This window comes from Streptomyces sp. NPDC020747 (assembly GCF_044334695.1).
GTDB lineage: Bacteria > Actinomycetota > Actinomycetes > Streptomycetales > Streptomycetaceae > Streptomyces.
The window spans coordinates 142,280-157,892 of sequence record NZ_JBIRTJ010000009.1; the positions used below are offsets into that span (position 1 = coordinate 142,280).

The following is a 15,613-nucleotide window of genomic DNA, read 5'->3' on the forward strand; positions in this document are numbered from 1 at the left end:
ACCCGTATCCCGAACGAACAGCCGCCGACACGCGGCCACTTCACCGGCCCCGGCACCCTGCCGCCTCACCGACACCGGCACTCGGCCGCCCTCACCACCCCAGACACAGGCCACCACAGCCACAGCCGCCCGGGCCGGCCGCCGAGATCCCCGGCGCACACAGCCCGGCATCAGCCGCACTCACACCCCACCTGCACCCACATCCCCTCCGCCCGCACTCGCCACGGCACCCGCACCCGCACCCGCACCCGCACCCGCACCGAGCGGTCACCCGATATCCGGCGGATCAACCCGAATCCGCACCACGTCACTTCCCCCGCCGCCACCACTGCCACCGCTGCCACCACTCCCCCCACGCGCCATCCGAGCCGCCTGCGCGCTCTTCAACGCGGAGGCCAACGCGGCCCCCTTCCCCGGCGGCACCCTGATCAGTGCCCGCTCCCACGGCTCGCCCGCCGGAGGCGCCCCCGTCCGCCGTGGCCGCCCGGGATCCGCCGGAGGCACCGGCACGGGCCCCAACACCTCGGCCTCACGCGGCAGTTCGACCGCGGCCAGGAATCCGGCGAGCGCCTCCGCCGTCCCGGACACGGCGGCCATCCGCGACACGGGCGGAAAGCCCAGCTCGGCGCGCTCGGCCAGCTCACGGACGGCGTGCCCCACCGGATCCCACCGCACGAGCGCCTGCACCGGCCGCAGCGTCGGCTCGGCGACGACCACCACGGTCCCGCCGTCCCGCTGCCCCCGCACCAGCGCCGCCGCACCGATCCATCGCCGCAACGCGTCCTCGTCGGCCCGCAGATCGGGCCGCCCCAGCATCGCCCAGCCGTCGAGCAGCAGCGCCGCCGCGTACCCGCCCTCGGCCACGGGCTCGGCGCCCGGCGTGCTGACGACCAGCGCGGGCGCACCCGGCACCGTGTCCAGGATCTGCTCGCGCCCCGACGTCCGCACAGGAACCGCCGGAAAGGCCCGCCCGAGTTCCTCGGCGGTCCGCCGCGCCCCCACGACCTGCGCCCGCAACCGGAACCCACCGCACTCGGGACAGCGCCACTCCGGCTCGTCCCGACCGCACCACCCGCAGCGCAGCGCGCCGGCGTCCTGCCCCTCCAACGGCCCGGCGCACTGCCGACACCGCGCGGGCTCCCGGCACTGCGCACAGGCCATCCGCGGCACATAGCCACGCCGTGGCACCTGCACCAGTACCGGCCCCTGCTTCAGCCCCTCCCGTACGACCCGCCAGGCGAGGGTGGGCAGCCGTGCGGCGCGCGCCGCCTCGTCGCGCGCGAGATCCCCGTCCCCCACGGTCCGTACGAGCGGAGCCGCCCCCCGCACCTGTTCCCGCTCGGCGACGATCGGAGCCGCCCAGCCGCTCTCCACGAGCTGCGCGGCCTCGACGGTGCAGCTCCAACTCCCCAGCAGAAAGGCGCACTTGTCGTACGCGGCCCGCAGCAGCAGCACCTCCCGCGCATGCGGCTGGGGGGCGTGCAGCTCGCTGTGGCTGCCGTCCCCGTCGTCCCACATGGCGACAAGCCCGAGATCCCGCACGGGCGCGAACATGGCGGCCCTGGTGCCCACGACGGCCCGTACGGACCCTCGCCGCACCGCGAGCCACTGCCGGTAGCGCTTCTCTGGGCCGGCCTCGGCGGTGAGCACGGCATGGTGCCCCTCACCCAGCACGGAGGTCAGCGCGGCGTCGACCCGGCTGACGGCCCGCCCGTCCGGCACGACGACGAGCGCGCCACGACCCGAGGCGAGCGTCGCCCCCACGGCCCGCGCCAGCTCCTCGGCCCAGCCGGGCCCCGGCAGCGCGTTCCACACGGCCCGGGGCGCCCCGCCGCCCGCGAGCGACTCGACGAAGGCGGCCCCCCGCGAGTACCGGGCCCAGGACCCCACCTCCGGCGCCTCGGGAACCGGCGACGGCTCGGGCGACGGCTTCTGTTCGGCTCTGGCGTTGCGCGGCGGCACGGCCAGCTGGAGCACATCGGCCAGGCTCCCCGCGTACCGATCGGCGACGGCCCGGGCCAGCCCCAGCAACTCCTCGCTCAACACGGGCTCGGACGACACGACTTGAGCGAGCGCGGCCAGCGGCCCTGAGTAGTCGGACTCGGCCAGCCGCTCGATCAGGAACCCGTCGATCAGCCCCCCGCCCTCGCGCCGCCCCTCCCGCACGCGATGCCGCCCGGCCCCGAACCGCACCCGCACGCGCACCCCCGGCTGCGCATCCGCGTCGAGTTCCTCGGGCACGGCATAGTCGAAGTACCGATCGAGATGCAGCACGCCCTTGTCGACGAGCACTCGAGCCACGGGCAGCTCCTTGGCGACCGCGGCCCCCCGCCAGGTCCGCGGCTTGGCCCGCGGCGCCTTCCGCACGGCGTCCCGAATCAACGCAAGCTGCTCGGGCGGGGCACCCTCGGCCCCACCTTCACCACGCCCGTCCGTGCTGCTCACAGCAACATTCCTACCAAACCGCACTGACACCGCCGCGCGCCCGAGATCAAGGCCGGCCGCGGATCACGAACGCCCCTGGGGCGCTTCTGCCATGGGCCACTCGGCCATACCGGTCCAGGACCGGCAGCAGGATTCGAACCTGCGAGGGGATCACCCGGAAGTAACCGCGACCATCGCACCGGGCGCGACGACGTCAGCTCCTCCCGAGTTCTGAACGGCAGCGGTACACGAACCAGATTCACCGCACGCACTCGACGCACTCCACCGAAGTAACCGCGGCCTGCGCACCGGGAGGACCGCCAGCGTACGAAGTCCGACGACAGCCGTGCCAGTCGTTTGTCGGCCCAGCCGTCTCTGTCCGCGGAATCCGACGGGCGGACAGCGGCGAGGCCCGGCACCCCCTGAGAGGGGCGCCGGGCCTCGCCGAAAACAGCTGGCTGGTACGAAAACAGCCGGCAGAGAAAGTGCAGGACCTACAGCCCCGCAGCCTTCCGCAGCGCGTCCACCCGGTCCGTCTTCTCCCAGGTGAACTCGGGCAGCTCACGGCCGAAGTGGCCGTACGCGGCGGTCTGGGCGTAGATCGGGCGGAGCAGGTCCAGGTCGCGGATGATCGCGGCCGGGCGGAGGTCGAAGACCTCGGTGATGGCCGTCTCGATCTTCTCGGCGTCGATCTTGGCGGTGCCGAAGGTCTCGACGAAGAGGCCGACGGGCTCGGCCTTGCCGATGGCGTAGGCGACCTGGACCTCGCAGCGGGTGGCGAGGCCCGCGGCGACGACGTTCTTGGCGACCCAGCGCATGGCGTACGCGGCGGAGCGGTCGACCTTGGACGGGTCCTTGCCCGAGAAGGCGCCGCCACCGTGGCGGGCCATGCCGCCGTAGGTGTCGATGATGATCTTGCGGCCGGTGAGGCCGGCGTCGCCCATCGGGCCGCCGATCTCGAAGCGGCCGGTCGGGTTGACCAGCAGGCGGTAGCCCTCGGTCTCCAGCTTGATGCCGTCGTCGAGGAGGGCCTTCAGCTCCGGCTCGACCACGAACTCGCGGATGTCGGGGGCCAGGAGGGAGTCCAGGTCGATGTCCGACGCGTGCTGCGAGGAGACGACGACCGTGTCCAGCCGGACCGCCTTGTCGCCGTCGTACTCGATGGTGACCTGGGTCTTGCCGTCCGGGCGCAGGTACGGGATGGTCCCGTTCTTGCGGACCTCGGAGAGGCGGCGCGAGAGGCGGTGCGCGAGGTGGATCGGGAGCGGCATCAGCGCCGGCGTCTCGTCCGTCGCGTAGCCGAACATCAGGCCCTGGTCGCCCGCGCCCTGCTTGTCGAGCTCGTCCTCATCGCCCTCGACACGCTTCTCGTACGCCGTGTCGACGCCTTGCGCGATGTCGGGCGACTGCGAGCCGATGGACACCGAAACGCCACAGGACGCGCCGTCGAAGCCCTTCTTCGAGGAGTCGTAACCGATCTCGAGGATCTTGTCGCGCACGAGCTGCGCGATCGGCGCGTAGGCCTTGGTGGTGACCTCGCCGGCCACGTGCACGAGGCCGGTGGTGATCAGCGTCTCCACGGCGACCCGGGAATGCGGGTCCTCGCGGAGAAGCGCGTCGAGAATGGTGTCACTGATCTGGTCAGCGATCTTGTCGGGGTGACCCTCGGTCACAGACTCCGAGGTGAACAGGCGACGGGACACAACGCTCCCTGAGGTTGCAGCGGCTGCTGGCTGATCATTGGCGGACGGCCGGGGGCTGCGCCCGGCGTCGTCCGAGAAACAGTTTATCGGTCGCGCTCTGCCGCCGGGCTAGTGTCTCGCCTCTCGGAAGCGCTGTGACCTGCGGCACGGGCATTCTGCGACACGACGAACCATCTGCGCCAGGCTCCCACACCCCGATCCGACGGTTCCAGTGGGCCCGTTGAAGCGATTGAGACATTCACCCGATGCGACGCGCCACGAGATCCCACACGGTCTCGGCCAGGGCTTCCTTGGGTCCGTACGGCACCGTGGTCTCGCTTCCGTCGGCGCCCAGCACCACCGCCTCGTTCTCCTCGGAGCCGAAGGTCTTGCGTTCGCCGACCTCGTTCACCACGAGGAGGTCGCAGCCCTTGCGCTGAAGCTTCGTCCGGCCGTTGGCCAGCACGTCGTCCGTCTCGGCGGCGAAACCGACGACCACCTGGCCCGGTCGGGCGCGGTCCGCAGAGATCTCCGCGAGGATGTCCGGATTGCGAACGAGAACGATCGGCTCCGGTTCCTGACCGTCCTTCTTCTTGATCTTTCCGGCCGCGTATGCGGCGGGCCTGAAGTCGGCGACCGCCGCCGCCATCACCACGGCGTCGGCGTCCGGCGCGGCCTTGAGCACGGCCTCGCGCAACTGCACGGCGGTCCCGACCTGTACGACGTCGACCCCGGCCGGGTCCGGCATGCCGGTGTTCGCGGCGATCAGCGTGACCCGGGCGCCCCGGGCGGCGGCGGTGCGCGCGAGGGCGTACCCCTGCTTCCCGGAGGAGCGGTTGCCGAGGAAGCGGACCGGGTCGAGCGGCTCGCGCGTGCCGCCGGCGCTGACGACGACGTGCCGGCCGGCGAGATCGGGCTCGGTGATTCCGCGCGCGAGCACCCTGCGGCAGACCTCGAAGATCTCGGACGGCTCGGGCAGCCGCCCCTTGCCCGTGTCCACACCGGTCAGGCGCCCTACTGCGGGCTCGATGACAATGGCGCCGCGGCGGCGCAGCGTCGCCACGTTCTCCCGGGTGGCCGGGTGCTCCCACATCTCGGTGTGCATGGCGGGGGCGAAGACGACCGGGCACCGGGCGGTGAGCAGCGTGTTCGTCAGCAGGTCGTCGGCCAGGCCGTGGGCGGCCTTCGCGAGCATGTCCGCGGTGGCGGGAGCGACGACCACGAGGTCGGCTCCCTGCCCGATGCGGACGTGCGGGACCTCGTGGACGTCCGACCAGACCTCGGTGGACACGGGGTGGCCGGAGAGGGCGGACCAGGTCGCCGCGCCGACGAAGTGCAGCGCGGACTCCGTCGGGACGACCCGCACGTCGTGCCCCGACTCGGTCAGTCTCCGCAGCAGCTCACAGGCCTTGTACGCGGCGATGCCGCCACTGACCCCCAGCACGACCTTCGGCTTGTCCACGTCTCTCCCCAGACCTCGGAAAACGTACGCCCCCATCACACACCACAGGCCCGGCAGTCGCGCTGCCGGGCCTGTGGAAAAACGAACTGCAAGCAGAAAATACTACTGCGCCGGGCCTTCGACGGCCTCCGACGTCAGGAGACCCGCGTTGATCTCGCGCAGGGCGATCGAGAGCGGCTTCTCGTGGACGTGGGTGTCGACGAGGGGACCGACGTACTCAAGAAGGCCCTCACCGAGCTGCGAGTAGTACGCGTTGATCTGACGGGCCCGCTTGGCCGCGTAGATCACCAGGCTGTACTTCGAGTCGGTGGCTTCGAGGAGCTCGTCGATCGGAGGGTTGATGATGCCCTCGGGCGTGGTGATGGAAGAGGACACGCTCTGCCTTCCGAAAGGTGGAAAATTGACCTGACAGAGACCTGAAAGATCAAACAACTTCCATCAAGGCTAGCAGCTCGCGCGCCACGTCCTCGACGGAGGTGTTGACCAGGGTCACGTCGAACTCCGGCTCGGCCGCCAGTTCGATCTTGGCGGCCTCCAGCCGGCGCTCGATCACGTCGGGCGGCTCGGTGCCCCGCCCGGTGAGTCTGCGCACGAGCTCCTCCCAGGAGGGAGGAGCCAGGAACACCAGCAGAGCGTCGGACATGGACTCGCGGACCTGCCGGGCTCCCTGGAGATCGATCTCCAGGAGGACCGGCTCACCCGACTCCAGCCGTTCGAGCACGGCCTTGCGCGGTGTCCCGTAGCGGTTGCCCGCGAACTCCGCCCATTCGAGCAGCTCGCCGTTGGCGATCAGCTTGTCCATCTCCTCGTCGCTGACGAAGAAGTAGTGGACACCGTGCTTCTCCCCGGGGCGCGGCTTGCGGGTCGTGGCCGACACCGAGAGCCAGACCTCGGGGTGTTCCTTGCGCATATGGGCGACGACCGTGCTCTTGCCGACCCCTGAGGGGCCGGAGAGCACGGTCAGCCGCGGACGTACGTCCGGGGGTACGGGGGTCGTCCCCCGGGGTGTTGCAGCCATGCGGTGATTATCCAGGTTCTCAGGGGTGCCCGAGAACGTCAGGCGGCACCGCCGCCGAACTCGCGCTCCAGAGACGCGATCTGGTTGGAGCCGAGACCGCGCACACGGCGGCTTTCGGAGATGCCAAGTCGCTCCATGATCTGCTTGGCGCGGACCTTGCCCACGCCCGGCAGGGACTCCAGGAGGGCGGAGACCTTCATCTTGCCGATGACGTCGTTCTCCTGGCCCTGCTTGATGACCTCGTGAAGGGAGGCGCCGGAGTGCTTGAGTCGATTCTTGACCTCGGCCCGCTCCCGGCGAGCCGCGGCGGCCTTTTCGAGCGCGGCTGCGCGCTGTTCAGGGGTAAGGGGCGGAAGAGCCACGCCTACGTCACCTCGGATGTCGAACTGTCGGATACGGACCGGTGAGGAACCTAGTCGCCCCACACCTGGGGAGCAACGAGCAACGCTCTTGCCCGTTCACTCTGCGTCGGAGACTAGCGGGCAAGTCCGCCGGAGTCAGCGAGAACAGCGGAAAAGTCCTGGTCAGCCTCCATCGAGTCCGACATTCCGGACAAAATGCCCCGGATTTGAGGATGTATTCAGACGCGGGACGCCTGACGGACGCCCGAGAAAAGCGCTAGGCAGACGCCACGGCCGCCCTGATCTGCTCGGCGAAGAGGTCCGATGACGCGCGTAGCGAGCCGATGTCGGGACCGTGACGCAGAACACCCCGGCTGACATTCGGGACCACCTGGTGCACCGCCGCGCCGAACACGCCCGGCAGATCCGCCGGCGTGGCCCCCTGAGCGCCGATTCCGGGCGCGAGGAGCGGGCCGTTGATGTCGAGGTCGTACGAGGACAGATCGCCGAGCGTGGCGCCGACGACCGCCCCGAAGGAGCCCATCGGGGTCTCCCCCGCGTTCTCCTCGGCGAGATGGGCCAGCATGGTCGCGCCCACGTTGCGCAGGGCCGTGTCATCGGGGCGTACCGCGTGCTGCACCTCGCCGCCCTCCGGGTTGGAGGTCAGCGCGAGCACGAACAGCCCCGAGCCGCTCTCCCGCGCGAGGTCGACCGCCGGCTTCAGCGATCCGTAGCCGAGGTACGGCGAGACGGTGAGCGCGTCGGAGAACAGCGGCGAGCCCTTCTCCAGGAAGGCGGAGGCGTACGCCGCCATGGTCGAGCCGATGTCGCCGCGCTTGGCGTCCATTACGACCAGCGCCCCGGCCGCCCGCGCCTCCTCGACCGACTTCTCCAGTACGGCGATGCCGCGCGACCCGAAGCGCTCGAAGAACGCGATCTGGGGCTTGAGCACGGCGACCCGGTCGGCCAGGGCCTCGACGACGGTGCGGCTGAAGCGCTCAAGACCGGCGATGTCGTCGTTCAGACCCCAGTCGGCGAGCAGGGAGGCGTGCGGGTCGATCCCGACGCACAGCGGCCCACGCTCGTCCATGGCGCGGCGCAGCCGCGATCCGAAGGGCTCAGTCATACCGTCGTCTTCCTTACGTCGGCGCCGACCGCGTCGGCGAGGGTGGCGTGCGGGCTGGTGCGCAGGCGGGCGGCGAGGCCCTTGTGGACGGCGCGGCCCCAGAAGGGGCCTTCGTAGACGAAGGCGCTGTAGCCCTGGACGAGCGTGGCGCCCGCGAGGATCCGCTGCCAGGCGTCCTCGGCGTTCTCGATCCCGCCGACGCCCACGAGGGTGATCCGGTCCCCCACGCGCGCGTAGAGGCGGCGCAGCACCTCCAGGGAGCGTGCCTTCAGCGGGGCACCCGAGAGTCCGCCCATCTCTGCGACCAAGGTGGGTTCGGACTTCAAACCGAGTTCCTCGCGCGCGATGGTGGTGTTCGTGGCGATGATCCCGTCCAGGCCGAGTTCGACGGCGAGGTCCGCGACGGCGTCGACGTCCTCGTCGGCCAGGTCGGGCGCGATCTTCACCAGCAACGGAACGCGGCGCGTGGTCACCGTCCGGTCGGCGGCCTCACGGACGGCGGTCAGCAGCGGCCGCAGCGACTCCGTGGCCTGGAGGTTGCGCAGCCCGGGCGTGTTCGGTGAGCTGACGTTGACGACGAGGTAGTCGGCGTACGCGGCCAGCCGTTCGGTGGACTTCACGTAGTCGGCGGCGGCCTCGGCCTCCGGAACGACCTTGGTCTTGCCGATGTTGACGCCCAGGACGGTCCTGAAGACGGGCGTACGGGCCGCCAGGCGCCCCGCCACGGCCTCGGAGCCCTCGTTGTTGAACCCCATGCGGTTGATCAGCGCGCGGTCCGGCACAAGGCGGAACAGGCGCTTCCTGGGGTTGCCCGGCTGCGCCTCCCCCGTGACCGTGCCGATCTCGACGTGGTCGAAGCCGAGCATCGACATCCCGTCGACGGCGACCGCGTTCTTGTCGAAGCCGGCCGCGAGCCCGAACGGCCCGTGCATCCGCAGCCCGAACGCCTCGGTCCGCAGCTCCTTGTACCGGGGCGCGAGCACGGCGGCGACGAAGGTCCGCAGGACGGGAACACGGACGGCGAGCCGGATCCAGCGGAAGGCGAGGTGGTGGGCCTGCTCGGGGTCCATGCGCTTGAACACGAGCCGGAAGAAGAGCTTGTACATGATCAGTGTCCTCACGAAGAGCCTCATGGATGAAGGCTCATGAAGAGGGGGACACCGTTTCCGGTGTCCCCCTCGGGGCTGCTAGTCGCGGGCCGCGGTCAGATGCTCGGCGTGTTCCTGGAGTGAACGCACGCCCACGTCACCGTGGTTGAGCGCGTCGATGCCCTGGACGGCGGCGGCGAGCGCCTGGACCGTCGTCAGGCAGGGCACGGAGCGGGCCACGGCCGCCGTACGGATGTCGTAGCCGTCGAGGCGGCCGCCGGTGCCGTACGGCGTGTTGACGATGAGGTCGACCTCGCCCTCGTGGATGAGCTGGACGATCGTCTTCTCGCCGTTCGGCCCCTCGCCCTCGGACTGCTTGCGGACGACGGTGGCGTTGATGCCGTTGCGCTTGAGCACCTCTGCCGTGCCGGACGTGGCGAGCAACTCGAAGCCGTGGGCGACCAGTTCACGCGCCGGGAAGATCATCGAGCGCTTGTCCCGGTTGGCGACCGAGATGAAGGCGCGGCCCTTGGTCGGCAGCGGACCGTACGCGCCCGCCTGGGACTTGGCGTACGCCGTGCCGAACGCCGAGTCGATGCCCATGACCTCGCCGGTGGAGCGCATCTCCGGGCCGAGGATCGTGTCGACGCCGCGGCCGTGGATGTCGCGGAAGCGCGACCACGGCATCACGGCCTCCTTGACGGAGATCGGTGCGTCCAGGGGCAGTTCACCGCCGTCGCCGACGGCCGGCAGCAGCCCCTCGGCGCGCAGCTCGGCGACGGTCGCGCCCAGCGAGATCCGGGCGGCGGCCTTCGCCAGCGGCACCGCGGTCGCCTTCGAGGTGAAGGGAACCGTGCGCGAGGCACGCGGGTTGGCTTCGAGGACGTACAGGATGTCGCCCGCCATCGCGAACTGGATGTTGATCAGTCCGCGGACCCCGACACCCTTCGCGATGGCCTCCGTCGAGGCACGCAGGCGCTTGATGTCGAAGCCGCCGAGCGTGATCGGCGGCAGTGCGCACGCCGAGTCGCCGGAGTGGATGCCGGCCTCCTCGATGTGCTCCATGACACCGCCGAGGTACAGCTCGTGGCCGTCGTACAGCGCGTCCACGTCGATCTCGATCGCGTCGTCCAGGAAGCGGTCGACCAGGACCGGCCGGGACGGGCTGATCTCGGTCGACTCCTCGATGTACGAGGCCAGCCGCGTCTCGTCGTACACGATCTCCATGCCGCGCCCGCCGAGGACGTACGACGGCCTGACGAGGACGGGGTAGCCGATCTCGTCGGCGATGGCCTTGGCGCCCGCGAAGGTGGTGGCCGTGCCGTGCTTCGGAGCCGGGAGGCCCGCCTCCGCCAGCACCTGGCCGAAGGCACCGCGGTCCTCGGCGGCGTGGATCGCCTCGGGCGGAGTGCCCACGACCGGCACGCCGTTGTCCTTGAGCGCCTGCGACAGGCCCAGCGGGGTCTGTCCGCCGAGCTGGACGATCACACCCGCGATCGGTCCGGCGAGCGTCTCCGCGTGGACGATCTCCAGCACGTCCTCCAGGGTGAGCGGCTCGAAGTACAGCCGGTCGGAGGTGTCATAGTCCGTGGAGACGGTCTCGGGGTTGCAGTTGACCATCACGGTCTCGTAGCCCGCGTCGCTGAGCGCGAAGGAGGCGTGGACGCAGGAGTAGTCGAACTCGATGCCCTGGCCGATGCGGTTGGGGCCGGAGCCCAGGATGATGACCGCGGGCTTCTCGCGCGGGGCGACCTCGGTCTCCTCGTCGTACGAGGAGTAGAAGTACGGCGTCTTGGCCGCGAACTCGGCGGCGCAGGTGTCGACCGTCTTGTAGACCGGGCGCACGCCCAGCGCGTGGCGCACCTCGCGTACGACGTCCTCGCGCAGGCCGCGGATCTCGCCGATCTGGACGTCGGAGAAGCCGTGGCGCTTGGCCTCGGCGAGCAGCTCCGGGTCCAGCTTGTCGGCGGCGGCCAGCTCGTCCGCGATCTCCTTGATCAGGAACAGCTGGTCCACGAACCACGGGTCGATCTTCGTGGCGTCGAAGACCTCCTCGGGCGTGGCGCCCGCGCGGATGGCCTGCATGACGGAGTTGATGCGCCCGTCGGTCGGCCGGACGGCCTCCGCCAGCAGCTCGGCCTTGTCGCCGGGCTCGCCGACGAACGTGAACTGGCTGCCCTTCTTCTCCAGCGACCGCAGCGCCTTCTGCAGCGCCTCGGTGAAGTTGCGGCCGATCGCCATGGCCTCACCGACCGACTTCATGGTGGTGGTCAGCGTGGAGTCAGCGGACGGGAACTTCTCGAAGGCGAACCGCGGGGCCTTGACGACCACGTAGTCGAGCGTGGGCTCGAAGGACGCCGGGGTCTTCTCCGTGATGTCGTTCGGGATCTCGTCGAGGGTGTAGCCGACGGCCAGCTTGGCGGCGATCTTGGCGATCGGGAAGCCGGTAGCCTTCGACGCGAGGGCCGAGGAGCGCGACACCCGCGGGTTCATCTCGATGACGATGATGCGGCCGTCGTCCGGGTTCACCGCGAACTGGATGTTGCAGCCGCCGGTGTCGACGCCGACCTCGCGGATGATCGCGATGCCGATGTCGCGCAGGCGCTGGTACTCGCGGTCGGTCAGCGTCATCGAGGGCGCGACGGTGATCGAGTCACCGGTGTGGACGCCCATCGGGTCGAAGTTCTCGATGGAGCAGACGACCACGACGTTGTCGTTCTTGTCGCGCATCAGCTCCAGCTCGTACTCCTTCCAGCCGAGGATGGACTCCTCCAGGAGCACCTCGGTGGTCGGCGAGAGCGTGAGGCCCTGCCCCGCGATCCGGCGCAGCTCCTCCTCGTCGTGCGCGAAGCCGGAGCCGGCGCCGCCCATGGTGAAGGAGGGCCGGACGACGACGGGGTAGCCGCCGAGCGTCTCGACGCCCTGGATCACGTCGTCCATGGAGTGGCAGATGACCGAGCGGGCGGACTCGCCGTGCCCGATCTTCGCGCGGACGGCCTCGACGACGCCCTTGAAGAGGTCGCGGTCCTCGCCCTTGTTGATCGCCTCGACGTTGGCGCCGATCAGCTCGACACCGTACTTCTCCAGCACACCCTGCTCGTGCATGGAGATCGCGGTGTTGAGGGCGGTCTGGCCGCCGAGCGTCGGCAGCAGGGTGTCCGGCCGCTCCTTGGCGATGATCTTCTCGACGAACTCCGGGGTGATCGGCTCGACGTACGTCGCGTCGGCGATCTCCGGGTCGGTCATGATCGTCGCCGGGTTGGAGTTGACCAGGATCACCCGCAGGCCCTCGGCCTTGAGGACGCGGCAGGCCTGGGTGCCGGAGTAGTCGAACTCGGCGGCCTGGCCGATGACGATCGGGCCGGAGCCGATGACCAGGACGGACTGGATATCGGTGCGCTTAGGCACGCTGGCCCTCCATGAGCTCTACGAAGCGGTCGAACAGGTAGGCCGCGTCGTGCGGACCCGCCGCCGCCTCGGGGTGGTACTGGACGCTGAACGCCGGCTGGTCGAGCAGCTGCAGCCCCTCGACGACCTGGTCGTTCAGGCAGACGTGCGAGACCTCGGCACGCCCGTAGGGGGTCTCGGAGACCTTGTCGAGCGGCGCGTCGACGGCGAAGCCGTGGTTGTGCGCGGTGACCTCGACCTTGCCGGTCGTACGGTCCTGCACGGGCTGGTTGATGCCCCGGTGGCCGTACTTCAGCTTGTACGTGCCGAAGCCGAGGGCGCGGCCGAGGATCTGGTTGCCGAAGCAGATGCCGAAGAGCGGCGTCTTCCGCTCCAGCACGGCACGCATCACGGAGACCGGGTGCTCGGCCTTCGCCGGGTCGCCGGGACCGTTGGAGAAGAACACGCCGTCCGGCTCGACCGCGTAGATGTCCTCGACGCTCGCCGTCGCGGGCAGCACGTGCACCTCGATGCCGCGCTCGGCCATGCGGTGCGGGGTCATGCCCTTGATGCCGAGGTCCACGGCGGCGACGGTGTACTTCGCGGCACCGATCGGGACGGCTTCGCCGTCGGGGCCGATCGCGGGGACGACGTACGTCTCCTTGGTGGCCACTTCCTCGTAGAGGCTGGCGCCCTTCATCTCGGGGGCCTGGCGCACCTCGGCGAGCATGGTGCCCTCGTCGGGCAGCGCGTTGCCGGAGAAGATGCCGACGCGCATGGCGCCGCGCTCGCGCAGGTGGCGGGTGAGCGCGCGGGTGTCGATCCCGCTGATGCCCACGACGCCCTGCTGGACGAGCTCCTCGTCGAGCGAGCGCCGGGAGCGCCAGTTGGAGGGCACGCGCGCGGGGTCCCGTACGACATAGCCGGCGACCCAGATGCGCTTCGACTCGGGGTCGTCGTCGTTCACGCCGGTGTTGCCAACGTGCGGGGCGGTCATCACGACGACCTGGCGGTGGTACGACGGGTCGGTGAGGGTCTCCTGGTAGCCGGTCATGCCGGTGGAGAACACCGCTTCGCCGAAGGTCACCCCCACGGCCCCGTAGGCGCGGCCGCGGAAGGTCCGGCCGTCCTCCAGGACGAGTACGGCGGGAGCCGCCTTTCGCCTCTGGGAGGCGGTTCCCTGGATGGAGGTCGTCATCGTGCGCCTTCCGTCTTGTCGCTCTTGTCGCTCGTGTTGATCATGTTGTTCAGGGTGGTGACCCACTCGTTGTGCTCGGCCGCGTGGTCGGAGCGGAAGCCCGAGTCGATCAGCCGGTCGCCGTGCTCCCAGGTGATGACCAGGAGCCCGCCCTCGGTGAGGACCTTGCCCGCGATGCCCTTGTCGAGCCGGGCCTCACGCAGTTGCGCGGCGGGCACGAAGAAGTCGGCCGCTCCGGGGCGTACGACATCGAGGCCCGCGTCCGTCAGCGTGGCCTCGGCCCGGCTGCGGGTGCCCAGGCCGTGCGCCACGATGCGGTCGAGCCACTGCCCGGCGGTGGTCGAGCCGTGGTAGCGGCCACTCATCGTCAGTGTGGCCTCGCCGGGCTCTTCCGGCGCGGTGTGCAGCTCGGGAAGGTCGCCCTGGAGCGCGCCGCGCCACTTCCAGCCCTCGCGCATCAGCCAGTAGACGAGCGCGACGAACAGGACGAGGCCGACGAGCCAGCCGATCCGGGCGGCCCAGTCGGTCACCTCCGCGGACTTCTGTTCCGCGGCGATGTCCGCCGTGATCTGCGCTGCAATGGGGGTGAGTGATGTCACGCGAGCTTCCCGTCGACGAGCGTGGCCCTGCCCCGGAGCCACGTGTGCGTGACACGGCCCGGCAGCTCACGACCCTCGTACGGAGTGTTGCGGCTGCGCGAAGCGAAGCCCGCGGGGTCCACGGCTCCACGGTATGCCGTGTCGACGAGGGTGAGGTTGGCGGGCTCGCCTGCCGAGACGGGACGGCCGTGGCCCTGTGCCCGGCCGATGCCGGCGGGCTTGATCGACATGCGGTCGGCGACCCCGGCCCAGTCGAGGAGCCCGGTCTCGACCATCGTCTGCTGGACGACGGACAGCGCGGTCTCCAGGCCCACCATGCCCATGGCGGCCGCGGCCCACTCGCAGTCCTTGTCCTCGTGCGGGTGCGGGGCGTGGTCGGTGGCGACGATGTCGATCGTGCCGTCGGCGAGCGCCTCACGCAGGGCCATCACGTCGCGCTCGGTGCGCAGCGGCGGGTTGACCTTGTAGACGGGGTTGTACGAGCGCACCAGCTCGTCGGTGAGGAGAAGGTGGTGCGGGGTGACCTCGGCGGTGACGTCGATGCCGCGGGACTTGGCCCAGCGGACGATCTCCACCGATCCGGCGGTCGACAGGTGGCAGATGTGCACGCGCGATCCGACGTGCTCGGCGAGCAGGACGTCCCGGGCGATGATCGACTCCTCGGCCACCGCGGGCCAGCCGCCGAGTCCCAGCTCGGCGGAGACGACGCCCTCGTTCATCTGGGCGCCCTCGGTGAGCCGGGGCTCCTGCGCGTGCTGGGCGACGACCCCGCCGAAGGCCTTCACGTATTCGAGCGCGCGCCGCATGATCACGGCGTCGTCGACGCACTTGCCGTCGTCGGAGAAGACGGTGACGCCGGCGGCCGACTCGTGCATCGCGCCCAGCTCGGCGAGCTTCTTGCCCTCAAGGCCGACGGTGACGGCGCCGATGGGCTGCACATCGCAGTAGCCGTGCTCCTGGCCGAGCCGGTAGACCTGCTCGACGACACCGGCGGTGTCGGCGACCGGGAAGGTGTTGGCCATGGCGAACACGGCGGTGTAGCCGCCACCGGCCGCCGCGCGCGTACCGGTCAGGACGGTCTCGGAGTCCTCACGGCCGGGCTCACGCAGGTGGGTGTGCAGGTCCACGAGCCCCGGCAGGAGCACCTTGCCGTCGGCCTCGACGACCTCGGCACCCTCGGCGGACAGCCCCGCACCGACCTCGGCGATCGTCTGGCCGTCGATCAGGACGTCCTGCGGCTCGCCGCCGAGCACCTTCGCACCACGGATAAGGATCTTGCTCATGTGAC

General features: G+C 70.5%; 12 protein-coding genes. All 12 read right to left on the reverse strand.

What is annotated here, in order from left to right:
* Positions 1-267: 267 nt before the first annotated feature.
* On the reverse strand, positions 268-2,445 hold the full coding sequence (locus ACH4YP_RS23840; protein WP_398492351.1) for a primosomal protein N': 2,178 nt from the start codon (positions 2,443-2,445) through the stop codon (positions 268-270).
* A gap of 473 nt (positions 2,446-2,918) precedes the next feature.
* The gene (gene metK, locus ACH4YP_RS23845; protein ID WP_143635364.1) at positions 2,919-4,127 is read right to left on the reverse strand and encodes a methionine adenosyltransferase; all 1,209 of its coding nucleotides are present in this window, start codon (positions 4,125-4,127) and stop codon (positions 2,919-2,921) included.
* Positions 4,128-4,365: 238 nt separating this feature from the next.
* Entirely contained in the window at positions 4,366-5,568 is a 1,203-nt protein-coding gene (coaBC, locus tag ACH4YP_RS23850; protein ID WP_398492352.1) for a bifunctional phosphopantothenoylcysteine decarboxylase/phosphopantothenate--cysteine ligase CoaBC, read from the reverse strand.
* A 102-nt stretch (positions 5,569-5,670) separates the two neighbouring features.
* Positions 5,671-5,943 (reverse strand): DNA-directed RNA polymerase subunit omega, encoded by a 273-nt coding sequence (gene rpoZ / locus ACH4YP_RS23855; RefSeq protein ID WP_030610454.1) that lies wholly within the window; start codon positions 5,941-5,943, stop codon positions 5,671-5,673.
* 49 nt (positions 5,944-5,992) lie between these two features.
* Positions 5,993-6,586, reverse strand: a complete 594-nt coding sequence (gene gmk, locus ACH4YP_RS23860) for a guanylate kinase (RefSeq protein WP_361058207.1) — start codon at positions 6,584-6,586, stop codon at positions 5,993-5,995.
* A 38-nt stretch (positions 6,587-6,624) separates the two neighbouring features.
* A complete protein-coding gene (locus tag ACH4YP_RS23865) occupies positions 6,625-6,948 on the reverse strand; it encodes an integration host factor (protein WP_005319887.1) in 324 nt (107 codons plus the stop codon).
* 256 nt (positions 6,949-7,204) lie between these two features.
* Entirely contained in the window at positions 7,205-8,053 is an 849-nt protein-coding gene (gene pyrF / locus ACH4YP_RS23870) for an orotidine-5'-phosphate decarboxylase (RefSeq protein WP_398492355.1), read from the reverse strand.
* Positions 8,050-9,159 (reverse strand): quinone-dependent dihydroorotate dehydrogenase, encoded by a 1,110-nt coding sequence (locus ACH4YP_RS23875; protein WP_361058227.1) that lies wholly within the window; start codon positions 9,157-9,159, stop codon positions 8,050-8,052. Before ACH4YP_RS23875 ends, pyrF begins: the two co-directional genes overlap by 4 nt.
* An 81-nt stretch (positions 9,160-9,240) precedes the next feature.
* Positions 9,241-12,549, reverse strand: coding sequence for a carbamoyl-phosphate synthase large subunit (gene carB / locus ACH4YP_RS23880; RefSeq protein ID WP_398492357.1), 3,309 nt, complete (start codon positions 12,547-12,549; stop codon positions 9,241-9,243).
* Positions 12,542-13,726 carry a glutamine-hydrolyzing carbamoyl-phosphate synthase small subunit gene (gene carA, locus ACH4YP_RS23885; RefSeq protein ID WP_359944545.1) on the reverse strand — a complete coding sequence of 395 codons (1,185 nt, stop codon included), beginning with the start codon at positions 13,724-13,726 and terminating at the stop codon, positions 12,542-12,544. The genes carB and carA overlap by 8 nt, the downstream gene beginning before the upstream one ends.
* Positions 13,723-14,325 carry a hypothetical protein gene (locus ACH4YP_RS23890; protein ID WP_398492359.1) on the reverse strand — a complete coding sequence of 201 codons (603 nt, stop codon included), beginning with the start codon at positions 14,323-14,325 and terminating at the stop codon, positions 13,723-13,725. Before ACH4YP_RS23890 ends, carA begins: the two co-directional genes overlap by 4 nt.
* The gene (locus ACH4YP_RS23895; RefSeq protein WP_398492361.1) at positions 14,322-15,608 is read right to left on the reverse strand and encodes a dihydroorotase; all 1,287 of its coding nucleotides are present in this window, start codon (positions 15,606-15,608) and stop codon (positions 14,322-14,324) included. The genes ACH4YP_RS23890 and ACH4YP_RS23895 overlap by 4 nt, the downstream gene beginning before the upstream one ends.
* Positions 15,609-15,613 lie beyond the last annotated feature (5 nt).

Bases quoted from the DNA above. Each gene is read 5' to 3' on its own strand.
- gmk (WP_361058207.1), bottom strand. From the start codon at position 6,586: ATGGCTGCAACACCCCGGGGGACGACCCCCGTACCCCCGGACGTACGT.
- pyrF (WP_398492355.1), bottom strand. From the start codon at position 8,053: ATGACTGAGCCCTTCGGATCGCGGCTGCGCCGCGCCATGGACGAGCGT.
- ACH4YP_RS23875 (WP_361058227.1), bottom strand. From the start codon at position 9,159: ATGTACAAGCTCTTCTTCCGGCTCGTGTTCAAGCGCATGGACCCCGAG.
- carA (WP_359944545.1), bottom strand. From the start codon at position 13,726: ATGACGACCTCCATCCAGGGAACCGCCTCCCAGAGGCGAAAGGCGGCT.
- ACH4YP_RS23895 (WP_398492361.1), bottom strand. From the start codon at position 15,608: ATGAGCAAGATCCTTATCCGTGGTGCGAAGGTGCTCGGCGGCGAGCCG.